Origin of the sequence: Pseudoduganella namucuonensis (assembly GCF_900116645.1) — a bacterium.
GTDB classification, from domain to species: domain Bacteria; phylum Pseudomonadota; class Gammaproteobacteria; order Burkholderiales; family Burkholderiaceae_D; genus Rugamonas; species Rugamonas namucuonensis.
Genome location: NZ_FPBO01000009.1, coordinates 90,483 through 114,942, shown reverse-complemented (window position 1 = coordinate 114,942; position 24,460 = coordinate 90,483). Strand labels below are relative to the sequence as shown.

At 70.4% G+C, this 24,460-nt stretch carries 10 protein-coding genes and 1 riboswitch; of the genes, 1 reads left to right on the top strand and 9 read right to left on the bottom strand.

The window, feature by feature from the left end; translation table 11 throughout:
- Positions 1 to 15: 15 nt before the first annotated feature.
- Positions 16 to 780, top strand: coding sequence for a sulfite exporter TauE/SafE family protein (locus tag BM436_RS11985; protein ID WP_093555748.1), 765 nt, complete (start codon positions 16 to 18; stop codon positions 778 to 780).
- A gap of 20 nt (positions 781 to 800) precedes the next feature.
- On the opposite strand, the gene BM436_RS11980 is transcribed toward BM436_RS11985, so the two are convergent.
- From BM436_RS11980 to BM436_RS11930, 9 genes are all read right to left on the bottom strand, one after another.
- A complete protein-coding gene (locus tag BM436_RS11980; protein ID WP_093555747.1) occupies positions 801 to 2,888 on the bottom strand; it encodes a TonB-dependent receptor in 2,088 nt (695 codons plus the stop codon).
- An 81-nt stretch (positions 2,889 to 2,969) separates the two neighbouring features.
- A riboswitch (cobalamin riboswitch) is annotated at positions 2,970 to 3,187 on the bottom strand.
- Positions 3,188 to 3,193: 6 nt separating this feature from the next.
- Positions 3,194 to 3,586, bottom strand: a complete 393-nt coding sequence (gene cueR, locus BM436_RS11975; protein ID WP_093555746.1) for a Cu(I)-responsive transcriptional regulator — start codon at positions 3,584 to 3,586, stop codon at positions 3,194 to 3,196.
- Entirely contained in the window at positions 3,583 to 5,907 is a 2,325-nt protein-coding gene (locus tag BM436_RS11970) for a heavy metal translocating P-type ATPase (protein ID WP_229490098.1), read from the bottom strand. Before BM436_RS11970 ends, cueR begins: the two co-directional genes overlap by 4 nt.
- A 156-nt stretch (positions 5,908 to 6,063) precedes the next feature.
- On the bottom strand, positions 6,064 to 6,909 hold the full coding sequence (locus tag BM436_RS11965; RefSeq protein WP_093555745.1) for a FecR family protein: 846 nt from the start codon (positions 6,907 to 6,909) through the stop codon (positions 6,064 to 6,066).
- Complete coding sequence (locus tag BM436_RS37525; protein WP_218164843.1) at positions 6,878 to 12,028, bottom strand: beta strand repeat-containing protein; 5,151 nt, start codon at positions 12,026 to 12,028, stop codon at positions 6,878 to 6,880. Before BM436_RS37525 ends, BM436_RS11965 begins: the two co-directional genes overlap by 32 nt.
- An 11-nt stretch (positions 12,029 to 12,039) precedes the next feature.
- On the bottom strand, positions 12,040 to 13,620 hold the full coding sequence (locus BM436_RS11945) for a ShlB/FhaC/HecB family hemolysin secretion/activation protein (protein WP_093555849.1): 1,581 nt from the start codon (positions 13,618 to 13,620) through the stop codon (positions 12,040 to 12,042).
- A gap of 223 nt (positions 13,621 to 13,843) precedes the next feature.
- The gene (locus BM436_RS11940; RefSeq protein WP_229490088.1) at positions 13,844 to 14,458 is read right to left on the bottom strand and encodes a FecR family protein; all 615 of its coding nucleotides are present in this window, start codon (positions 14,456 to 14,458) and stop codon (positions 13,844 to 13,846) included.
- 88 nt (positions 14,459 to 14,546) lie between these two features.
- Positions 14,547 to 23,321 carry a YDG domain-containing protein gene (locus BM436_RS37040; RefSeq protein WP_218164842.1) on the bottom strand — a complete coding sequence of 2,925 codons (8,775 nt, stop codon included), beginning with the start codon at positions 23,319 to 23,321 and terminating at the stop codon, positions 14,547 to 14,549.
- A 25-nt stretch (positions 23,322 to 23,346) separates the two neighbouring features.
- Positions 23,347 to 24,441: a ShlB/FhaC/HecB family hemolysin secretion/activation protein gene (locus BM436_RS11930; RefSeq protein ID WP_143133089.1), complete on the bottom strand. Its 1,095-nt coding sequence runs from the start codon at positions 24,439 to 24,441 to the stop codon at positions 23,347 to 23,349.
- Positions 24,442 to 24,460 lie beyond the last annotated feature (19 nt).

Here is a 24,460-nt window from a genome sequence, read left to right as displayed (position 1 = left end):
TTCCTCCCTCTTCTTATGCCCGCCGTCCCCGCCCTGGAATTACACACCGTTCTCATTCTCGCCGCCGTCGGCCTGTTCGCCGGCGTGCAGAACGCGCTGGCGGGGGGCGGCTCGTTCATCACCTTCCCCGCCCTGCTGCTGGCGGGCCTGAACCCGGTGGCGGCGAACATGACGTCCACCATCGCGATGTTCCCCAGCCAGACCACGTCCGCCATCGCGGGGCGCAAGCTGGCGGGCGGCGTGGCCGGCCTGTCGTTCAAGCAGCTGATCGGCATCAGCTTCGGCGGAGGCATCCTGGGCGCCATCCTGCTGATGATCACGCCGCCGACCTTCTTCGCCAAACTGGTGCCGTGGCTGGTGCTGTTCGCCACCTCGGTGTTCGCCTGGGGCAGCTTCCGCAGCAAGCCGCTGCACGCGGTGAGCGCCATGCCCACCGGCGTGCTGGTGGCGGTGCAGACCTGCATCGCCATCTACGGCGGCTACTTCGGCGGCGGCATCGGCTTCCTGATGCTGGCCGCGCTGACCATCGCCGGCCAGCAGATCCGCATGGCCACCGCCACCAAGAACATGCTGGCGATGGCGATGAACGCCTCCGCCACCCTGATCTTCGCCTTCTCCGGCATGATCAGTTGGCCGGCCGCGCTGGCCCTGTGCGTGGGCGGCGTCGCGGGCGGCCTGTGCGGCTCCTGGCTGATCCACCGCATGCCCGAGAAGGTCATGCGCGGCTTCGTGGTGCTGGTGGGCGCCGCGCTGACGGTGTGGATGTTCGCCCGGGCCTGAGCGCCTGGCCGAAGCGCCGCTTAGAAGCCGGCCTTCAGCGTCAGGCGGTAGGAGCGCGGCTCGGCCGGATGGAAGTGCATGTCCTCCACGCCCCCGGCCGGCTCGCCCGGCAGGCGCGACGCGTAGTAGTAGTCGATGTCGTTGATGCGGCGGTTGAACAGGTTGAAGATGTCCAGCGACAGCTGCCAGCGGCGGCTTAGCTTGTAGCTGGTGCGCAGGTAGGCGATGGCGCTGGAGGCCGAGCGCCGGCTGTCGTCCTCGATCAGCGGGCGCGGGCCGAAGTAGCGCAGCTGGAAGGCGCCGGACCACGGCCCCAGGTCGTGCACCGTGGCGCCGAACGAGGCCACCTTGCCGACCGCGCCCGGGATGTGGCCGCCCGCCGCGTCGGTTTCCGTGTAGCGGGCGCGCGAGTACGCCAGGTCCAGGTCGAACAGCAGCCAGCTGTTGGCGATGTAGTGGTTGTTCAGCTCCACGCCGGAACGCTGGCTGCCGCGGCTGGGCGCGGTGTCGCCGGCGTCGCCGGAGAACACCAGCTCGGAGGCCGAACGCAGCCGCCACAGCGCGATCGAGCTTTGCAGGCCCGGCGCCAGTTCCGTGCGCACGCCCACCTCGGAGCCGCGCGTGCGCACCAGCGGCGTGACCGGCTCGGCGGGCTCGCGCTCCTTCGGCGTCAGGTGCACGGTGGTGCCGCGCGCGTCGTTGCTGTGGAAGCCTGCGCCGGCGTTGACGAAGAACTCGGTCTTGTTCCATGGCCCCAGCACCACCGCCAGCTTGGGCGAGGCGATGTGGGCGTCCACCTTGCCGCTGTTCTCGGCGATGTCGCTGGCCACATCGAAGCGGTAGCTGTCGTAGCGCGCGCCGGCCACGGTGCGCAGCCAGTCGTTCCACTGCAGGGTGTTGTCGAACCACAGGCCCGCGCTGCCCTCCTTCACCCGCGATTCGCTGATGGTGCGCACCACGCGCTGCCGCGACGTGGCGTACAGCGCCAGCGGGGCGATGTCGTCGTGCCGCGCCTGCAGGCCGACGCGGTTGCTCATGTCCATGCCCGCCAGTTTGCCGAACCAGGTCTGGGCCACGTCGAAGCCCAGCATGCGGCGGCGCTCGGTCTGGCGCGCCTGGTCGCCGTTGACCGGATCGTCCAGGTAGTAGGTGTAGTTGCCGAATAGCGTGAGGTCGGAACGCACGGCATAGGCAGTGGCGCGAAACTGGCCGTCCGCGTTGCGGCGGACGGTGTCGAAGGAGAGGCTGTAGCGCGCGGTGTCGCCGCCGTCGCTGGGATCGACCGCGTCGTAGGGCCGCATGGCGGCGCTGTCGACGGCGCGCAGCGGTATCTGGGTGCTGGCGTGCCATGCGCCCTTGTAGGCCATGGCGGTGACGCTGTACTGGCTGTCCCTGGCCCCGGCGCTGTAGCGCAGCACGCCGGCCTGCTTGCGAAAGGATTCGGGGGTGCTCCACGGGCCGTCGTTGTGCGCCAGCTCCAGCGCGTACAGCAGGTTGCCGCCGGCCAGCGGCATGGAGTTGGCGACCAGGCCGCGCAGGTAGTCGTTCCCTCCCATGGCGAGGGTGGCCGTGCCTTCCTTTACCTTGTTGGCGATGGACATGCGGGCCGCGCCCGCGGACGAGAAGTCGCCCTCGTCGGCGTAATAGGTGCCCTTCTTGTAGCTGACGCGGTCCACCAGTTCGGGGATCAGGAAGTTCAGGTCGGTGTAGCCCTGGCCGTGCGCGTGGGTGCGCATGTTGACGGGCATGCCGTCCACGTGGGTGGCGAAATCGGTGCCGTGGTCCAGGTTGAAGCCGCGCAGGAAGTACTGGTTGGCCTTGCCGTCGCCGCTGTGCTGGGTGACGATCACGCCGGGCACGAACTCCAGCAGTTCGCCGGGCCGCAGCGCGGGACGGTTGGCGATCAGGGCGGCGGTGACCACGCCCTGGCTGGCCGCGTCGGAGGTGCCGACTCCGTTGTCGTAGTGGCCCAGCACCTGCACCGACGCGGTGGCCGCGGCGGCGGTTTCCTGCGCGGCGGCGGGGGACAGCGCGATGAGCAGGGTGGAAAGGGAATACAGCAAGGGTTCGACGGCGCGCGCGGCGCCATCGGCGTATCGATCAGACATGGAATGTTCCTACGGAGCGGCAATCCTCCCCACTTCCCCGTAGGCGCGATTGCTAACAGAGGCGCCGGACGTCGCCGTCCTTCGCCTCCACCCGTCCTGGCCGGTATCCGGGCTGGCAAGTCGGACCGTCCCACCTTCCCATGCCCATGGCACAGTGGTGTCGAGAGACAGCCTGCCGTCGAATACGGCGCTTGCTTACCGTTGCGGGGGCAGCACACCTGGCCGCGCGAGCGGCTCGTGTTTCCCGTTTAACTGCGCGCGAGGAGTTCGCGCGCGGGCACCAAAACGCCGCGATTATACGTTTGTCATGCCGGCGTGGCTAGGGTTTGCAGAATCGGGCAATCCGGCCGCTGGTCGCCGTGGCAGCAGCCGGCCAGGGTGGCGAGGGTGTCGCGCATCTCGGTCAGTTCGCGGATGCGCTGGTCCAGTTCATCCACGTGCGCCAGTGCGATGCGCTTGACGTCGGCGCTGGCGCGCGCGCCGTCCTGCCACAGCGACAGCAGCTCGCGGATGCGCTCCAGCGGGAAGCCCAGGCTCCTGGCGCGCTTGATGAAGCGCAACGCGTGCAGGTCCTTGTCGCCGTACACGCGGTAGCCCGAGTCCGTGCGCGCGCTCTCGCGCATCAGGCCTATGCTTTCGTAGTAGCGGATCATCTTGGCGCTGACGCCGCTCGCCTTCGCCGCCTGGCCGATGTTCATGGCTTGCCCCTCCCCGGCTTCCAGCGCCGCAGCAGCAGCGCGTTGCAGATCACGCTGACGGAGCTGAGCGCCATCGCGCCGCCGGCCACCATGGGATTGAGCAGGCCGGCCGCCGCCAGCGGTATCCCGGCCAGGTTGTAGACGAAGGCCCAGAACAGGTTCTGGCGGATCTTGCGGAAGGTGCGGCGCGAGATGTCGATGGCGTCGGCCACCAGCGCCGGGTCGCCCCGCATCAGCGTCACGCCCGCCGCGTGCATGGCGGCGTCGGCGCCGCTGGACATGGCGATGCCCACGTCGGCCGCCGCCAGCGCCGGCGCGTCGTTGATGCCGTCACCCACCATGGCGATGACGCGCCCCTCCGCCTTGAGCTCCGCGATCCTGCCGGTCTTGTCGTCCGGGAGCAGGTTGGCGGCGGTGGCGCCCACGTTCAAGGCGCGGGCCACGGCGTCCGCCGCGCCCTGGTTGTCGCCGGTGAGCATGACGGTGGCGATGCCGCGCGCGTGCAGCCGCTCCACCGCCCTCATGGCCGTCGGCTTGAGCGGGTCGCCGAAGGCCAGCAGCCCCAGTAACTGGTGGCGCGCGCCGTCGGCCAGCCAGGAGACGGTGTTGCCGGCGCCCTCCAGCTCGGCCGCCTGCGCCGCCAACGGCGACAGGTCGATGTGCTGCTCCCGCATCAGCCGCGTACTGCCCAGCAGCAGCGGCAGGCCGTCCACGCTGGCCGAGATGCCCCTGCCGGGCAGCGCGGTCAGTCCGTTGGCCGTCAGCCCGGGCGCGGCGGCGCCGGGCTGGCCGTCCCCTATCCACGCGCCCTCGGCGTGGGCGGCCGCGCGGGCGGCGGCGGCCTCCAGCACCGCGCGTCCCAGCGCGTGCTCGCTGCCGCGCTGCATGGCGGCGGCCAGTCGCAGCAGGCGCGCCTCGTCCGCGCCGTGCGGGATCAGCGCCGTCAGCGCCGGCCTGCCCTGCGTGAGGGTGCCGGTCTTGTCGAACACCACGGTGGTGATGCCATGCGCCAGTTCCAGCGCGGTGGCGTCCTTGATCAGGATGCCGTGGCGCGCGGCCACGCCGGTGCCGGCCATGATGGCGGCGGGCGTCGCCAGGCCCAGCGCGCAGGGACAGGCAATCACCAGCACCGCCACCGCGTTGATCACCGCGCGTTCGATATCGCCGGTGCCGAACCACCAGCCAGCCTGCGTCAGCGCGGCCAGCGCCAGCACCACAGGCACGAACACCGCGCTGACCTTGTCCACCAGCCGCTGCACCGGCGCCTTGGCGCCCTGCGCCTCCTCCACCAGCCGGATCACGCGCGCCAGCGTGGTCTCGGCGCCCACCGCGGCGGTGCGCACCAGCAGCAGGCCGTCGCCGTTGATGGCGCCGCCGGTGACGCGGTCTCCCACGTGGCGCGCCACGGGCAGGCTTTCGCCGGTCAGCAGTGACTCGTCGACGTCGCTGGCGCCCTCGATCACCACGCCGTCCACGGCGATGCGCTCGCCGGGACGCACCACCACCACGTCCCCCACCTTGACCTGGGCGGCGGGCAGGTCATGGTCCGCGCCGTCGCGCCGCACCCGCGCCGTCTCCGGCCGCAGGCTTTGCAGCGCGCGGATGGCGGACGCCGCCTGCCGCCGCGCGCGCCCTTCCAGCCATTTGCCCAGCAGGACCAGCGTGATCACCACCGCCGACGCCTCGAAGTACAGATTGTGCGCGCTGCCGGTGGGCGACAGCATCTGGTACACGCTGAGGCCATAGGCGGCGCTGGTGCCGATGGCCACCAGCAGGTCCATATTGCCGGTCCCCGCCCGCAACGCGCGCCAGCCGGCGCGGTAGAAGCGCGCGCCCAGCATGAACTGCACCGGCGTGGCCAGCGCCAGCTGGATGGCGGCCGGGATCATCAGGTGGTAGCCCAGGCCGTCCATCGCCATCGGCGCCAGCAGCGGCAGCGACAGCAGCGCGGCCATGAGCACGCCGCGCCCGCCGGACAGGGCCGAGGACTGCGGCGCCGGACCGGTGGCGGCCGCCCCGGCGGCCGCGCCGGCGGGCGTGTGGCCGTCGCCGGCGGTGTCGGCGGCGCTCGCCGGCGACGAGGGCAGGCTGGCGCCGTAGCCGGCCTTGTCCAGCGCGGCGCGCAGGGGTTCGAATTCGATGGGCGCGCTGGACTCGACCTGGGCCCGCTCGGTGGCCAGGTTGACGCTGGCGCTGGACACGCCGGGCACGGCCGCCAGCGCCTTTTCCACGCGCGCCACGCAGGAGGCGCAGCTCATGCCGGCCACGTCGATCGACAGGCTGTGCATGGGCTGCGGCGATGGGATGCTGGACTGGCGCATTGCGGTACTCCGGTGAGCTTACTTGGCCATAGGTTCAACCATCCAACGATGGGAAGGTCAAGCATCTTTTTACCACGGATGCGGGCCGCGCGGAGTGGATCTGGCGGGATTGCGGGGGACGCGCGACGGCCGGGTGGCCGCCGCGCCTTGCTCGGGTCAGCGTACTTCGCAATCGACCTGGTTGGACTTCGCCTGGCTATTGGCGCCGGGCTGGACCGCTCCGCTCGACTGGGAGAACGATGGCGGCGGCGTGAACAGGATGCCGGGGTTGGTCGGCACGACGACCGGCGGCAGCCTCGGGTTGGGGGTGTAGCCGAACTGGCCGGCGCTGAAGTTGGACGCGCCGGCCGGGTTGGAGACGCGGATCAGGCCATCGATAACGTGCACGTACAGGCCGGGGGCCAGCGACGGTCCGCTCGGCGGACGCACCGGCAGCGGCCCCTGCGCCAGTTGCAGCGGCGCGATCGGCGCGCTGTCGCCCAGCGCCGCCGTGCTGGCGTTCAGGTAGGCGCGCAGCGAGGCCACCGCCGTGTCCTCGCCCGGCACGAAGTCGGCGATGAAGGTGGTGCCGCGGATGCCGATGGTGGCGGTCGGCGTCTTCAGCGCGAACTTCTCCTTGTTGCGCTTGCCCAGCAGGCCGCTGACCGAGCGCATGCCGCCCTTCACCAGGTTGAAGCTGGCGTTGTCGTCGTCCGGCTTGGCGTTGTCGAAGGCGAAGTTGTCGATGGTGAAGGTGGTGGACGGCTTCAGCGTGATCTCGCTGTTGTCGATGAACTTCACCATGGCGTAGGTGTTCTTTTCCGTGACCAGCGTGTCGCCGCTCTCCACCTCCGACTTCAGCGACAGGATTTTCACCGTGCCGCTGGCCTTCTTGGCCAGCAGCGGCCCGCTCAGCTGGGTGACGGTGCCGGCCACCTGGGCGGCCATGGCGATCGCGCAGCTGGACCAGAAAGCGAACAGCAGCAGGGCCTTAGTTGCAATACATTTTTTTGACAGGTTCATTTTTTATCCCCGATTTGTCTTCTTCCGTCTTGCTATCTTTCACCGCTTCCTTCGCCTCCTCCGCCTTCTTCTCCTCCGGCGTGGTGGAGGTCGCCGCCGCGCCGCCGGTGCTCGTGGCGACGACCGGGTCCTTCGTGACCACTTCGGTTTGCGCGACCTGCGGCTGCGCCTCGTTGATCACCACGATCGCCTGCGACGCCGCCACGTACACCGGTTTCACCGGCTCCTCCGCCGTCGGCGGCTTGATCAGCAGGCACAGCGCCGAATTCGGCGCGATGACGCAAATGTCCGCGCTCGGCGCCTGTGTGGGCGCCTGTGTGGGCGCCTGCGTGGGCGCTTGGGTGGGCGCTTGCGTTGGCGCCTGGGTTGGAGCCTGGGTTGGCGCTTGCGTGGGCGCCTGGGTTGGGGCCTGCGTTGGCGCCTGTGTCGGAGGCTCCGTTGGCGCCTGGGTCGGCGCCTGCGTTGGCGCTTCGGTCGGTGCCTGGGTCGGGGCCTGTGTCGGCGCCTCGGTCGGTGCCTGCGTTGGCGCCACGGTAGGCGCCTGGGTTGGCGCCACGGTGGGCGGCTGCGTCGGCGCCACGGTGGGCGCAACGGTCGGCGCTTCGGTAGGCGCGACAGTGGGGGCCACGGTCGGCGCGACGGTCGGCGCGGTCGTCGGCGCCACGGTCGGTGCCGCTGTTGGCGCGGTGGTTGGAGCCACGGTCGGTGCCGTCGTTGGCGCCACCGTCGGCGCGGTGGTGGGGGGCTCGGTCGGGGCCACGGTCGGCGCGGTGGTCGGCGCCGTGGTCGGCGCGACCGTTGGCGCCGTGGTCGGCGTCGTGTTGGTGTTGTTGTACTGCACCAGCTTGCCCGGCGCCGCCTGCACGGTGGTCGAGGACACGCCCTGGATGTCGGCGCCGGCGGCCAGCGTCACGTTGCCGCTGGTCGAGCTGACCAGCGCGGTGGGCGCGAAACTGAGCACGTCGGCGGAGGACGCGCTGGAACCGGCGACCAGCTCGATGTCGCCCGTTTCGGTGGACACCACGCCGTTGATGGTCAACGGGCTGTGCGCCTCGATCTTGATCTTGCCGCTGAAGGATTTCACCTCGCCTGTCGCGTCGACCACCGTGGCGCCGTAGTTGTTCAGCGTGACGGCGCCACTGTTGGCGTTCACCACCTTCATCTTGTAGACCGTCAGCGGACCGGGAGCGCCCGCGCTGTTGTTGGTGATGTTGATGGGCAGGTTGCCGCTGGTCGCGGTGCTTTCCGCGCTCAGCTTGGAAACCTCGGTGTTCAGCGCCGTGGCCGCCGTGCCGATGCTGCCGGTGGCGGTCATGTTCAGCGTGTCGGCGCTGATCGTGCCGCCGCCGTTGGTGATGGAGCCGGCGACGTCGAGCGTGACGGTGCCGGCGGCGCTGACGCCGGACACGCCGACGACATGGGCGATCGCCAGGTCGCCGGTGTTTTTCAGGGTGAAGCCGCCGGAACCGGAATTCAGCACGGCGAGGCGCTTGATCTGGTTGTTCTGCGTCAGGTTGACATCGCCCGAGGTGGCCATGAGCGCCAGCTCGTTCACGCTGACGGCGCCGGTCTGCGTGATGCCGCCGGTCGCGTGCAGGGACAGCGCGTCCAGGCTGGACGCGCCCAGGTCCAGCGTGCCGATGGTGATGGCGCCGGCGCCCTGCACCGTCACGTTGCCGCTGTCGGTGTTTTGCAGGAAGGCCTGGCCGATCTGCCCTCCCGCGCCCGCCGTGCCCGCGCCCACGGTCAGCGCGCCGGCCAGGCCGATGATGGCCACGCCGTCGGCGGCGACCACGCCGGAGCCGGCGCCGTCGAGCATGAGCTTGTTGCCGCTCAAGGTCACCAGGTCGCCGGTCAGCAGGCTGCCGCCCGTCAGCGTGCCGTTGGCGGCGATGACCGTCAGGTTGCCGACGCTGCGCACCGGCCCGGCCAGCGCCACGTCGCCGCTGGCGGAGACGGTCAGCGCGTCGCCGATATGGCCGGTGGCGCTCAGGTCGAGCGCGTTGATCGTCATCGCGCCCACGCTGGACAGGTTCAGGTCCTGGGCCGTGAGGGTGCCCAGTTCGGCGCTGTCCAGTGCCATGACGCCGGTGGCGTCGGTCGCCCCCGCTCCGGCCTGGAAATTGGTCGAGGCGTGGGAAACGATGCTGATCGCGCCGTTGGCCGCCGAGGTGGACGAGCCGGACGCCAGCGAGAGGTTGGCGGCGGTGTAGCTGACGCCGTCGGCGCCGGTGACGCTCGCCCCGTTCAGCAGGCTCAGGCCTCCGGTGGAGGCCACCGCGCTGACACTGGTGCCGCTGACGCTGGCGGCGGACGGCGTGCCGGCGTTGCCGATGACGATGGAGCCGGCGATCAGCGAAACGGTGTCGCCGCTGGTGACGGGCTGCTGCACGGTGAGCTCGCCGGTCGTGAAGAGGGAGACCTGTCCGGTCGCGCTCACGCCGCCGATGCCGCCGGCGCTGCCGACCGTCGTCGCGGCCGCGGCGTTGAAGGAGAAGGCGCCGCCGGTCGCGGTGCCCGCCACGGTGCCCACGTCGTTGACCCCGGTCAGCGTCACGATGTCGCCGCTGGCGTACAGGCTGCCCGCGGTGACGATGCCGGAGGCTTGGTTGACGACGCCGGTGGACACCAGGCCCAGCGCGCCGCCCACTTCCAGCACGCTGCCCGAATTGATGCCGATGCTGCCGCCGGACAGTTCCAGCAGCTGCGTCGCGGTGGTGCTGGCGACGCTGCCGCGGTCATGCAGGTTGAGCGCGCCCACGACCGTCAGCGGCCCCTCGTAGTCGGCCTGGTTGCCGATCTTCACGGTGGGCGCGGTGATCGCCAGCAGTTCGTCCTCCGTCAGTACCAGCGTGCCGGTGGAGCCGGTCGCGCCGGCGCCCAGCTGGATCGCCGAGCCGGCGCTGTAGGTGTTCAGGCTGACCGTGTTCGCCTGGATGGTGCCGGTGGCGCTGCCCAGCTCCATGTTGTCCGCGCGCAGCAGGACGTTGGCGGCCTGGAAGCCGCCGCCGCTGCCGAAGGCGATCTTGGCGGCGCTGCCGTAGGTGCCCGCGTACAGCGTGCCGTCGGTGGCGCTGGTGGCGACCTGGGCGTTGATGTTGATGTCGCCCTGGCTCTCGAAGAACACGCTGCGCACGGACGGCGCCAGCGCCTGGGACACGGTGATGCCGCCGGTGTGGCCGCTGCTGCCCAGGTTGATGCCGTAGGCGGACACGTTGTTCAGGTCGGACGGGCTCAGGCTCAGCTTGCCGCTGTCCTTGCCGGTGGCGACCAGGATGGCGCGGCCGGCCGTGTAGGGCAGGAAGGACACCGTGGTGTCGCCGCTCACGCCGCCGCCGTCTATGGCGCCCCCGATGGCGATGTCGTCGGCGATGAAGGAGAACAGGCGCTCGGGCGCGCTGGCCGCCGACACGTTGCCGGCGATGCTGCCGCCGCTGCCGATGGTGATGCCGCCGCCGGCCTTGTTGGCGCGCAGGTCCACATTGCCCTCGCGCACCTGCAACGCCGCGTTCACCTGCACGCTGGCGCCGCTCAGCGACAGGTCGCCGCCGTTGGTGTTGACCACCGCCGCCACGTTGACCGCGCCGCTGCCGCTGGCGTAGATGCCGCTGTTGGCTTCGAGCTTGATGGCGCCGTCGTTGGTGGTCAGCGTGGACGCCACGTTGATGTTGCCGCCCGCCTGCGCGGTGATGCCCACGCCCGACTGGCTCACGCTGACCGGGCTGGTGAAGGTGATCTCGTCGCGCGCCTGCAGCGTGATGTCGCTGGTGGCGCCGTTCAGCACGGAGGGGTTGATCTTGCTCACCCCGGTCGAGGGCGCGTCGGTGAATTCGTCGACATTGGCCAGCGTGTTGCCGCCGGTGTAGCTGGCGTCGATTTCGATGTCCTCGGGATCGAGCAGCCACTGACCGGCGCGGCCCTTGGCGGCCAGCGTGTCCACGCGCAGGCCAGTCACGTCCAGGTGATGGCCGGAGGTTTCCACCAGGCCGCCGTTGCCGCCCAGGGCGCCGCCGCGCGCCGACAAGCCGCCGTGCACGCGCGCCGCCTGGTCGCCCCAGACGATGATCTTGCCGCCGTCGCCCAGCGCGGTGGCGTCGGCCGCGACGCGCGCGCCCTGGCCGACGAACACTTGCCGCGCGTTCGGCACGGCCGCATTGCGGCCCTGGTAGTCGCCGCCCACCAGCACCGAGCCGCCGCCGGCCGCGCCGCTGGCGTCGACCCGCGCATCGCCGTTCAGCGCGACCGTGTCGCCCAGCAGCTGGATCTCGCCGCCCTTGCCCGCGCCGTTGACGGCGCTGGTGCGGCTGCCCGCCCCCAGCGTCGTGGCGCCGCTGGCCCGCAGCACGATCTTGCCGTTGGCGCCCACTTGCGCGCTGTCGGCGTTGACCGCGCCGCGCTGGTTCACCAGCGCGCCGTAGATGCCGACCCGGCCGCCCGAGGCCAGCACCTGGCCCAGGTTCAGCGCCTGGTCGGCCGGGGCCGAGACCACCACGTGCACGTCCGGGTTGGCCGAATCGACCAGTTGCACACTCTTGCCGGCCGCCAGCACCACCTCGCCGCCCGGCGCGTTGATCACGCCGCTGTTTTCCACGTTCGGCGCGATCAGGTAGACCTGGCCGCCGTTGGGGGTGACGATGGCGCCCTGGTTGACCACCTTGCCGGCACCGTCGCCGCCGAAGTTGTGCCGTCCGGCCAGGAAGTCGGTGTTCGAGATCGCCAGGCTGGACGCCACCAGGCCGTTGACGTCGACCCGCGCGTCCTTGCCGAACAGGACGCCGTTGGGATTGATCAGGTAGACCTTGCCGTTCGACTGCAGCGAGCCCAGGATCTTGCTCGGGTCCTGGCCGGTGATGCGGTTCAGCACCCGGCTGTCGCCGCCCTGCTGGATGAAGCGCGTGACCTCGTTCGGGCTGATCGAGAAGCTTTGCCAGTTGATGATGGTGTTGGGCGTGTTCGTGATCGAGAACACATTGCCCTGCTGGTTGAACACGGCCTGCCCGGCCACCACTTGCGGCGCCAGGGGATTGGCCTGGGCCAGGCCGTAGCAGGCGGCCACCATCGCGGCCATCAGTTTGCGCTTCAGGTTCAGGGGACGCGGGACGTATACGCTTTTCTTCATCTTGATTTCGCTCAGTAGGACAGGCCCAATCGCACATGCAGACGGTTGGCGCCATCGCGGCCGGTCGCGCCGGCGTGGACCACGTGGCCGTAGTCCAGTTGCAGATTGATGTAGGTGGACAGCAGGAGACGCAGGCCGAGGCCCACGCTGCCGATCGAGGTGCTGGTCAGTTCGCCGGCCAGCGCGTGGTTGCGCTTGACGTAGGCGGTGTCGTAGAACGCCAGCGCGCGGCACTGCCAATTGCCGCCGCCGCACAGGTTGGGGGTGTACAGCTCGGCGTTGGCGCCGACGCCGCTGTCGTTGGAAATCTCGCGCTCGCCGAAGCCGCGCACCGAGCCGGCGCCGCCGGCGCCGAACTGCTCGCCGGGGATCAGGGCGTCCGGCGAGTACTGGGCGTTGGCGATCAGGCGCAGCTGCCAGTCTTTCGGCAGCGTGCGGCCGTAGCTGCCGGACAGGCGCAGCGCGCTGTAGCCTGCCTTGGCGCCGACGCGCGCGCGGGTGAAGTCGTCCTGGCCGCCGCGCGAGCCGCCGGAAATGTTGTACAGCAGCGTGGCGGAGGCGCCCGCCTCGGTCACGCCCTGGCTCCAGTTGAGCACATAGTTCACGCTCAGCGGATGCACCGTCACGTCGTTGCCCAGCTCCTGGCCCAGCAGCACCACGCTGTTCTTGAACGCCTTGTAGTCCACGCCGTACACCACGCGCGAATCGATGTTGCCGCTCTTGGGCAGGTTGTGCGTGTAGCGCGCGCCGTACACGGCGCCCTTGCCGCTGACGGCCAGGTCGAACACGCCGGCCGTGATGGTGCCCGAGTCCACGTTCGAATAGCTGCCGAACAGGTCGATGGCGTCGCCCAGGCCGTACAGGGGAATGTGGTAGCCCACGCCATACACCTTGACGCGGCCCGGCTTCTCGGCGGTGGTGGTGTACTGCAGGGTGGCCACGTGGTCCAGCCCCCACAGGTTGGCGTGCTGCAGGATGAAGCCCAGGTGCGTCTTGCCGGTGGAGTCGGTGCCGGTGTTGTCGGCGTTGAGCATGGCCTTCCACGGATTCTCGTCCGTCACCTCCAGCCCGGCGTCGACCTCGCCGTCGGTGTCGCTACTTTGCAGCTTGAGCGCGATCTTGCGCGCCGGATTGTCGTTGGCCAGGCGCAGGCCGGCCGAGACCTGCCTCAGGTCCGGAGTGATCCCCTCGCGCAGGTCGGGCAGCGCGCGCCGCACGTTGGCCTCGTCGAAATGCTGGTTGCCCTTGACATTGACGCGCCCGATCTTGGTCTCCACCACCCGCAGCCGCACCTCGCCCTTGTCGAGCTCCTGTTCCGGCAGCTCGACCGTGACGATGTTGTAGCCGCGCGCGTGGAAGGCCGCCTCCAGCGCCTCCAGCGCGCGCTGCACGTCGCCGAAGTCGCGCCGCTTGCCGGCGAAGGGCTGCAGCAGCCGCTCCACCTCGGCGGGCGGCAGCAGCGTGTTGCCGGTGACGTTGAAGCGGGAGATTTCGAAGCGGACCACGCCATCGTCGGCCTCGGCGGACCAGGCAGCGCTCACCGCGGCGGCGAGCAGGGTGCCTGCAAAAAAGCGCGCTAGTTGTTTGTTCATGTATCGGCTCTTGGGGTTGTTCTGATGCTGGGCCATAAGGAACAGCACCGGCACAGTGCTGCTTATATGGAATTATTACTCAGGACGGCCAAAAATCCCCATCTTTGCAGATGATCGGGGGAAATTTAGGGTCCGAATGACACACAGCGCACGGGCGACATGCTATCACGGATGCAACACATAGTGCTTATTTGAAATGTCATGACATTGTAGCGACGGCGCTTCACAATTTGGGCGGCAGCGTCGCGGGGCCGAAGCCCGGCGGCAAATCGAAGCGCATGCCGGGATTGCTCGGCATCTTCACCGGCGCGGTCGCCTCGTCCTTGAAGTAGCCGAACTGCCCGGCGTCGTAGCGGAACACGCCCGCCTGGTTCACCAGCGACAGGCCGCCCTCGCCCACGTACACGTGCAGTCCCGGCTCCAGCGGGCTGGCCGAGGCGAGGCCGGCGGCCGCCTCGTCGCCCGCCAGGTACTCCAGGAAAAACGTGGTGCCGCGGATGCCGATGGTGGCGCTGGGCGTCTTCAGCGCGAAGCGCTCCTTGTTGCGCTGGCCCAGCAGGCCGGTGACCGAGCGCAGCCCGCCCTTGACCAGCCGGAAGCCGGCGCTGTCGTTGTCCGGCAAGGCGTTGTCGAACACGAACTGCTCCACCTTCAAGGTGGTGGCGGGCTTGAGCGCCATTTCACTCTGGTCGATGAAGCGCACCAAGGCATAGGCGTCGCGGCCGGTCGCCAGTGTGTCGCCGGCCTGCACCTCCGATTGCGGCGCCAGCGCGCGCGGCGCGGAGCCCGGCTGCTGCGCCGTCATGGCGCCGCTCAGTTGCGTGACCCTGCCGGCCACCTGGCCGGCATGGGCCGGAACGGCCGCGCCCAGGGCGCCGAGGGCGCAAAGCGCGCCCAGCGCCAGCCCGGCGCGGCGCCGCCGGCCGTCAATTGCAATACATTTTCTTGACGGGCTCGTCTTTCTTGACTCCGCTGTCCTTGCTGGCTGCGCCATCCTTGCTCTCTTCCTTTTTATCGCTCTTCGCGTCTTCCTGCGCCGCCGGGCCGCTGGTGCTGGCGCTGGCGGAACCGCCGCCCGAGCCGCCGCCACCCGTGCCGGAGGTGGACGCCAGGCCGTCGCCGGCGCCGCTGGCGGCGTTGACCGAGGCGTTGATGATGTTGACGGTGGAGCTGATCGCCTGCGCCACCGGCTCCTGGTTGTTGTTCTGGCTGGCCTTGGCCGCGGCTTCCTCGGCCGCCTTTTTCGCCGCCGCCTCGGCGGCGGCCTTGGCGGCGGCCTCCGCCGCGGCTTTGGCGGCCGCTTCCGCCGCGGCCTTCGCGGCCGCATCCGCGGCGGCCTTGGCCGCGGCGTCGGCCGCCGCCTTCGCCGCCGCGTCGGCGGCCGCCTTCTCGGCGGCGGCTTTCGCCGCCGCCTCCGCGGCCGCCTTGGCCGCCGCCTCTTGCGCCGCCTTGGCCGCCGCTTCCGCCGCCGCCTGGGCCGCCGCTTCCTCGGCCGCCTTCGCCGCCGCTTCCGCCGCGGCCTTGGCGGCCGCCTCCGCCGCCGCCTGGGCCGCAGCCTCTTCCGCCGCCTTGGCCGCCGCTTCCGCCGCCGCCTTCGCAGCGGCCTCTTCCGCCGCCTTGGCCGCCGCTTCCGCCGCCGCCTTGGCCGCGGCCTCCGCCGCCGCTTTGGCCGCGGCCTCCGCCGCCGCCTTGGCGGCCGCTTCCTCTGCCGCCTTGGCCGCCGCCTCCTCCACCGCCTTCTTGGCCGCGGCCTCCGCCGCAGCCTTGGCCGCGGCCTCCTCCGCCGCCTTCTTCGCGGCCGCTTCCGCCGCCGCCTTGGCGGCCGCCTCCTCGGCCGCCTTCGCGGCCGCCTCCTCCGCGGCCTTCTTGGCCGCGGCGTCCGCCGCCGCTTTGGCGGCTGCTTCCTCTGCCGCCTTGGCCGCCGCCTCGGCAGCCGCCGCGCCGTCGTTCACCACGGACGTGGTGCCGGGGGCGAAGGCCGACGGCGGCGCCGACACCGAGCCGCCGGTCGCCGTCAGCGTCACCGGGCCGCTACTGCTGAAGTTGTTCGGCCCGTTGGTGACCGTGATGTTGCCGGTCTGCGCCACCAGGTTGATGTTGCCGGCGGTGCTGGTCACGGTGCCGCCCACGTCGATGCCGCTACCGGCCGTCATCGCGATATTGTTCACCGCCGTCAGGCCCGAGCCGGCGCCCAGCGTGATGCCGGTGCTGGCGTCCAGGCTGATGCTGTTGCCGTCGATGGTGCCGGTCACCGTGATGGGACTGTGCGCGGTCAGCGACACGGCGCCGCCCGCCTGCAGCGCGCCGGCGGCGATAATGCCGCCCACGTTGTCGATCGTCAAGTTGCCGCCGCTGGTGCTGACGTTGCCCAGTGTCAGCTGGTCGCTGCCGCTCAGGGTGTTGAACAGCGTGATGCCGCCGCTGCCGCTGTTGCTGCCGGTGAAGGCCAGCACGTGGTTGGCGCTGCTATTCAGGTTGACGCCGTTCTGGGCCGTGACGCTGAGCGCGTTGGTGGTGATCGCGCCGGTCTGGGTGATGGCGCCGCCCTCGGTCACGCTGAGCGAGATGCCGGTGGGCGCGGCGATGCTGCCCACGCTGAGGTTGCCCGAGTTCTCCTGGATGCTCAGCGCCCCGCTGATGGCGATGCCGCCCCCGCTCTGCGTGTAGTGGTTGGTGACGCCCAGCGCGGACAGGCCGGTGATGGTGCCGCCGCTCAGGGTCAGCGAACCGATCGCGGCGGAGCCGCTGCCGCTCAGCGTACCGCCCGTCATCGCTACCGCGTTGCTGCTCAGCGTGCCGATCAGTTGCAGGCCGCCGTTGGCGATCGACAGGTTGTTGACGGTCGACGCGTGGCTGCCAGCCGTGCCCAGGGTCAGCGCGCCGCCGGTGATGGCCAGCGCCTGGCCGCCGGTCGCGGTCAGCGTCTGCAACGTGGTGCCGCCGCTGTCGTAGGTGACGGTACCGGAGGCGTTCGGCAGCGAGGCGGCCAGCACGTTGGCGCCCTCCGGCGCCACGCCGTCCTGCCAGTTCGAGGCCGTGCTCCACAGGCCGCTGCCCACAGCGGTCCAGGTGGCCAATGGGCGCGCCGTGATGTCCGCGCTCAGGCCGGACGGCGTGACCACCGTGTAGTTGCCGGCGTCCGTGCCGCTCAGCGAGATGGCGGCCACGGTGACAGGTTTCGCCGTGCCCACGTGCTTGTCGCCGAAGCTGGCGGTGACGGCGCCCATGGCGACGGTGTCGCTGCCCAGCACGCCGGACAGGCTGCCGCCGGTGGTGCCGGCCGTGGTCAGCGCGTCGTACACCTTGTTGTTGGCGCTCAGGCCGCTGACCGACAGCGAGGCCGGCGTGATGCTGGCCGTCAGGCCGGTGGGCAGGCCGATGGTGTAGTTGCCGGCGTCCGCGCCGCTCAGGGTGATGCTGGACACCGTGACCGGCTTGGCCGCGCCCACGTTCTTGTCGGCGAAGCTGGCCGACACGGCGCCCACGCCCACCGAATCGGCGCCCAGCACGCCGGACAGGCTGCCGCTGCTGATGGTGGCGTCGGTCAACGCGTTGTAGACGCGGTTTTCGGCGCCGCCGCTGACGGTCAGCGCGGCCGGCGTGATGTTGGCCTCCAGGCCGGTGGGCAGCGTGATCGTGTAGTTGGTGGCGTCGGCGCCGCCCAGCACGATGTTCGAGACGGTGACCGTCTTTTCGGTGCCGACGTGCTTGTCGCTGAAATCGGCCGTCACCGCGCCCAGCGAGACGCTGTCGCCGCCCAGCACGCCGGCCAGGCTGCCGCCGCTGGTGGCCGCCGCCGTCAGCGTGTTGTAGACGCGGCTGGTGGCCGACAGGCCGCTCACGCTCAGCGTGGCCGGCGTGATGTCGGCGGTCAGGCCGGTCAGCGGGGTCAGGCTGTAGTTGGCGGCGTCCGTGCCGCTCAGGGTGAAGGCGCCGCCCGGCACCGTCACGGCCTTGGCGGTGCCGACGTGCTTGTCGGCGAAGGTGCTGGTGTTGAGCACCGAGTTCAGGCTGACGCTGTCCGAGCCCAGCACGCCGGACAGCGAGCCGGTGCCGGTCAGGCCGGCCGCCGTGGTGGCGTCGTACACGCGGCTGATGGCGCTGATGCCGTTGACCAGCAGCGCGGCGGCGGTGATGTCGGCGCTCAGGCCGGTGGGCGCGGTGGCCGTGTAGTTGCCGGCGTCCGCGCCGCCCAGCACGATGCCGGAAACGGTCACCGGCTTGGCGCTGCCGACGTTCTTGTCGGCGAAGGCCGCGCTCAGGCTGTCGAGCGTGACCACCTCGCTGCCCAGGATGCCGGCCAGCGTGCCGCCGGTGGTGGTGGCGTTGGTCAGCGCGTTGTAGACGCGGCTGTCGGCGCTGATGCCGTTGATGCTGAGGATGGCCGGGGTGATGTTGGCGGTCAGGTCGGTGGGCCGGGTCACCGTGTAGTTGCCGGCGTCGGCGCCGGTCAGCGCCACGCTGTCGACCGTGACCGGCTTGGCCGTGCCCACGTTCTTGTCGGCGAACGAGGCGGCCACCGTGCCCAGCGCGACCACGTCGCCGCCCTGGACGCCGACCAGCGTGCCGCCGCTGGCGGTGGCGGCCGTGAGCATGTTGTAGACGCGGTTGGCGGCCGTCATGCCGGACACCGTCAGGTCCGCGTGCAGCACGTTGGCCTGCAGGCCGGTGAGCGGCGTCAGCGTGTAGTTGGAGGCGTCCGTGCCGCTGATGCTGAACGCGCCGGACGGCACCGTGATGGCCTTGTTGAAGCCCACGTTCTTGGTGGCGAAGGTGCTGGTGGTGAGGTCGGAGCCGAGGTTCACCACGTCCGATCCCAGCACGCCGGACAGCGCCGGGGTGCCGGTCAGCGGCGCGGCGGTGGTGGCGTTATAGGTCCGGTTGGTGGCGGACACGCCCGAGATGGCCAGCGTCGCCGCCGTGACGTTGGCGCTCAGGCCGGTGGGCGCCGTCACGCTGTAGTTGCCGGCGTCGGTCCCGGTCAAGGTGAAGGCGCCGCCGGACAGGGTGATGGCTTTCGCGGTGCCGACGTTCTTGGTGGCGAAGGTGCCGCTGCCGATGGAGCCGACGCTGACCACGTCCGATCCGATGATGCCGCTCAGGGAGGCGGTGCCGGACACCGAGGCGGCGGTGCTGGCGTCGTACACGCGCGACACCCCGGCGATGCCGCTCACCGTGAGCGGCGCGGCGGCGATGTTGGCGGTCAGCGTGGTGGGCGGCGTGACGGCGTAGTTGGGGGCGTCGGCGCCGGACAGCGTGAACGCGCCGCTCTGCACGGTGACCGCCTTGGCGGTGCCCACGTTCTTGTCGGCGAAATTGGAGAAGCCGGTGGTGGACACCGCGACGCTGATCGAGTCGCCGCTGACGGCGCAGCACAGCGTGGCGCTGCCGTTGTTCAGCGTGACGGCGGTGCCGCCGTTGTAGGCCCGGTTGATCGCGGTCAGCCCCGTCACGGTCAGCGGCGCCTGCAGGATGTCGCCGGTGCCGCTGTAGCTGGAGAGCGTGTAGTCCGGGGCCGCGCTGCCCGTCAGCGACAGGCTCAGGTTCAGCGGCTTGCCGGTGCCGGCGGTCTTGGTCTGGTAGGTGGCCGAGCCGGTCAGCGAGATGTTGCCGCTGTCGGCCGTGATGACGTTGGTGATCGACGTGCTCGGCGAGCCGGTGACGTTCAGCGTGCCGTCGTAGGTCTTGGCGCAGGTGGAGGTGCAGGTGACGGTGCCCGTCACGGGCCGCTGCGCCACCATCAGCGTGGTGGCGCCGGTGTAGCTGATGTCGTACTTGGTGGAGTACTGGCCGGTGGGCATATAGCTGCCCGCGTGCAGGCCGCTGTTGTGCCAGCCCAGGGTGCCGCTGACGCTGGTGTCGCCGTCGAGGAAGCCGGAATAGCCGATCACGGCGTCCAGCGGCGTCGCGTTGCCGTCGTAGGTCTTGCTGACGGTGCCGCCGGTTAGCGTGACGGTCAGCGGCGACAGGAAGGCCTTCAGCAGCGGCGTGGTGCTGCCGTCGTAGATGCGCCAGTTGGAGGCGAAATCGAAGCCGCTGAAGCTGGCCTGCTGCATCATCTGCGTGGAGGTCAGGCCGGTGGCGTTGGCGTCGGTCAGGCCGGTGTTGCTCGAGTTGTAGAAGATGTGGGAGTGCACACCGTCGGCGTCGCCGAACGCCGCGTGGGCGAAGCTGAAACCGCCGTTGGTGATGCTTCCCGTGCTGTAGGCGTTGCTGAAGCTGCCGAACTGCGCGCCCGCCAGGCCGCCGATATACGACGAGGGCACGGAGCCGTCGTCCTCGTTGCCGATCACGTTGCCGGTCGCGAAGACATTGTTGACCGTGCCCTCGTTCCAGCCGGCCAAACCGCCCACGCCGTTGCCGCCGCTGACCTGGCCGGTGGCGTAGGAATTGGTGATGCTGGCGCCGTCGTAGTTGTCGCCGACCAGCCCGCCCACGTTGTAGCGTGCGCTGTACACCGAACCGGTGGCGAAGGACTGGGTGATGCTGCCGATGTTGGTGCCGACCAGGCCGCCCACGTTGGCGGTGCCGGTGCCGCTCAGCCCGGTGACGGCGCCGGTCGCGCTGGAACCGGAGATGGCGGCGTGGCTGAAGCCGACCAGCCCGCCCACCTCGTTCTGGCCGCTGACCGCCATGCTGCTGCGCACGTTCTGCACGGCGCCGGAGAGATTGCCGGAGTAGCCCACCAGCGCGCCGACGTTGGTGTCGCCCGTCACCGAACCGCCGGACAGGGTCAGGTCCTTGATGGTGCCGCTGCCCAGGTAGCTGAACAAGCCGACGCCGTCGCTGGACGGGCGGTTGATGAACAGGTTGGAGATGGTCTTGCCGTTGCCGTCGAAGGTGCCGTGGTAGGAGTAGTCGCTATTGCCGATCGGCGCGAAGCCGGCGCCGCTGTTCCAGCCGCTGGTGGCGGAGGCATCGATGTTGTTTTTCAGGATGTAGTGGGCGCTGTTCAGGCTACCGTCCGCGCCCTGCAGGCCGTACAGGTCGACGATTTCGTACGGCGAACCGGAGCTACCGTCGCCGCCCGTCACGCGCACGAAGTTGCCGCCGGTGAGCACGAAATTGCCGGCGCTGAAGGCCGGCAGGCTCGTCTCGTTCTGGGTCCAGTCGCCGTTGGCGAGCGTGAACTTGCCGCCCACCGACACCGCCGCCGTGGCCGTGGTGCCGCCCGGCGCGTACAGGCGCAGCCCGCCGCTGGTGCTGAGCTCGCCGGTGATGGCGATGGTGCCGTCCGAATTGTAGATGTCGTCGATGGAGAAGCGCAGTTCGTTGCCCACCAGCTTGGACAGGTCGCCCGAGGCGATGGTGAGCACGCCGGACGGGTCGCCGGTGCCGCCCAGCGCCAGGTCGTTGGCGGTCTCGACCTCGACGATGTTGCCGGTCAAGGTGCTGTTCAGCGTCAGCTTGCCGGTGCGCGCCGTCAGCCAGCCGCCGGAGGCGGTCACCGGGCTGCCGATGGAGACGCGCTGGGTGCCGGTGTGGCTGGTGCGCAGCGTGATGCCGGCCGTGCCGCCGACCGTCACCGCGCCCTGCACGTCGATGTCGCCGCCGCTGGGCGCGTACAGGTTCAGCGCGCCGCCGGTGACGGAGCTCGACAAGTCCAGCGCGCCCGACACGGTCAGGTCGCCGCCGCCGGACAGCGTGTGGTCGCCGATGGTCAGCCCGCCCGAGGTGGTGATGCCCTGCAGTTCGGCCTGGCTCAGGCCCAGCACGCCGCCGCTGTCGGCCGCGCTGCCGCCCATGGCGATGGACTGGCTGCCGCTCAAGGGCGCCAGCGTGACGGAGCCCGAGCCGGCCGCGATGGTGCCGCCCAGGGTCATCGCGTTGGCGCCCAGCGTGACGAAACCGCCGCTGGTCGAGATCGCGCCGCCCGTGGTCAAGGTGCCGCCGCTGGCGGCGGTGAGGTTGACGCTGCCGCTGGTGGTGGTGATGCCGCCGGTGGCGGTGAGGTTGCCCGAGGTGCTGGAGGCGGTCAGCGTGCCGGCGGCCAGGCTGGTGGCGCCCAAGGTCAGGCTGGCCGCCGAGATGGTGACCGCGCCGCTGCCGGCGATGGTGACCGTGCCGGGAATGGTGTTGGCGGCCGTGGCCAGCGAGATCGCGCCCGAGGGCGCCGACAGCGCCAGGCTGTTGACCGACAGCGCGCCGGAGCTGTTCTGCGTGATGCTGCCGCCGGTGCCGGCGTTCAGCGCCAGCGACGAGGTGGCGCCGCTGCCCGAGATGGCCGCTTGGACGTTGATGTGGCGGTTGGCGGTAAGGGTCAGGCCTCTGTTGCTGGACCAGTTGACCGGATAGAACACGGTAATGTCGCCGGTGCCGCCATTGCCGCTGGCGGTGGTGAGAGTGACGTCGTTACTAGCTAGGGCGGTCTCCAGCGTGCTGGCGGAAATCTCGCTGCTGGTGGAGGAGCCGACCTCGGCGTACACATTGCCGGTGCCCTGGACGTTGCCGCTATCGGCGTTCTGCACGATGGTGATGCTGGTGGGGTCCAGCAGCAGCGTGCCGGTCTTGCCCAGCGGCGCGCCGGTGTCGGCCCTGCCCTGCATGTCCAGATAGTGGCCCGAGGTTTCGATCAGGCCGCCGTCGCCGCCCCGCGCGCCGCCGCGCGCGGACAGGCCGCCGTAGACGCGGGTGGCGTTGTCGCTCCAGGCGATGATGCGGCCGCCGTCGCCGCGCTCGAGCGCGTCGGCGCGCACCGTGGCGCGCTCGGCGATATAAGTCTGCTGCGCGTGCGGCACGGCGCTGTTGCCGCCCTGGTAGTCGCCGCCGATCAGCACCGTGCCGCCGCCGGTGGCGCCGCTGGCGTCCACCGCCGCGTCGTCCACCAGGCCCACGCGCTGGCCCAGCAGCTGGATCTCGCCGCCCTTGCCGGCGCTGTTGACGGCGCTGGTGCGGCTGCCCGCGTCCAGCTGCGTGGTGCCGCTGGATTTCAGCACCACCTTGCCGTTGGCGCCCAGCACGGCACTGTCGGCGTTGACCGCGCCGCGCTGGTTCACCAGCGCGCCGTAGATGCCGATCCTGCCGCCGGCGGCCACCACGTCGCCCAGGTTCAGCGCCTGGTCGGCCGGGGCCGAGACCACCACGTGCACGTCCGGGTTGGCCGAATCGACCAGCTGCACGCTCTTGCCCGCCGCCAGCACCACGTCCCCTTGCGGGGAGGTGATCACGCCGCTGTTCTCGACGCTGGAGGCGATCAGGTAGACCTGGCCGCCGTTGGGCGTGACGATGGCGCCCTGGTTCACCACCTTGCCGGCGCCGTCGCCGCCGAAGTTGTGCCGCCCCGCCAGGAAGTCGGTGTTCGAGATCGCCAGGGTGGAGGCCACCAGGCCGTTGACGTCGACCCGCGCGTCCTTGCCGAACAGGACGCCGTTGGGGTTGATCAGGTAGACCTTGCCGTTCGACTGCAGCGCGCCCAGGATCTTGCTGGGGTCTTGCCCGACGATGCGGTTCAGCACCCGGCTGTCGCCGTTCTGCTGGATGAAGCGCGTGACCTCGTTCGGGCTGATCGAGAAGCTTTGCCAGTTGATGATGGCGTTGGGCGTGTTCGTGATCGAGTACAGATTGCCCTGCTGCTGGAAGCTGGCCTGGCCCGCGATGACTTGCGGTGCTGTGGGGTTGGCGTAGGAGTTGGTGTAGCAGGCGGCGACCAGCACGGCCAGAAGTTTGCGGCGCAGTCCGTGGCGGACGGGATGGATAGTCATCATGCCTTCCTTTTTGGTGTCGGAATCACCAGGTCATGCCCAGGCGAACATGGAGGCGATTCTTGTCTTGTTGCGGTACGATGCTGGACCGGACCACGCGGCCATAGTCCAGTTGCAGGTCTACATTGCTGGAAACGCTCACGCGCAGGCCCACGCCCACGCTACGGACTGAAGTGCTGCGCAATTGCGTGCCGCCGAGTTCCCCCTCCAGGCCGCGGTTGCGCCGGAAATATCCCTTGTCGTAAAACACCAGCGCGCGGCACTGCCAGCGCGCGAATTCGCCGCACAGTTGCGGCGAATACAACTCCACATGGGCCGCCAGGCCGCTGTCGTTGGCGATGGCGCGCTCGCGGAAGCCGCGCACCAGCATGCCGCCGCCGGCGCCGCCGGCGCCGAACTGCTCGCCGGGCAGCAGCGCGTCGCCGGTGAACTGGCCCTTGACGCCGGCGCGCACCTGGAAGTCGGCGGGCAGTTGCCGGGTCAGCGCGGCGGCCAGCCGCACGATGCTGTAGCTGGTGCTGGCGCCGGGCCGCAGCCGGGCGAAGTCGTCCTGGCTGCCGCGCGTGCCGCCGCTGAAATTGTGCAGCACCGTGATCGAGCCGCTCAGCGCGCCTTTTTCCAGAATCCAACTACCACTATAGTTCAAGCTCAGCGGATAAACAGTGACATCATTGCCAGGCTCCAATTCCTGCAACACGCCGGCCGCCTTGTAGGCGCGCACGTCGGCGCCGTAGTTCAGGCGCGACTCGTGGCCGTCGCCGCTGGCCAGCAACTGGCTGTAGCGCAGGCCCGCGCCGGTGCCCTTGCCGACGCCGTCCAGTCCGAGGCCGCCGGTGCCGCCGGCGCCGCCCCGCGGGTCGCCCAGGCCGCCCACCTGCGACCAGCTGCCGTACACGTCCAGCGTGTCGCCGCCGCGGCCGAGCGCGCTCAGCGGCAGGCGGTAGTCGAGCAGCACGCCGGTCCGCAGCCGGCTGTCGGACCAGCCGTCGCCATTGTCCAGTTGCACGGCGCCGCGCAAGGCGGCGGCGTCGGAGGCTGCGGGCGGGTCGGCCGAAAGCGCCTCTCCAGCAGCGGCGGCGAGGGCCGCTACAGCCAGCAATTGCGCAACGCGACAAGCCATGACACCCTCCGGACACCTT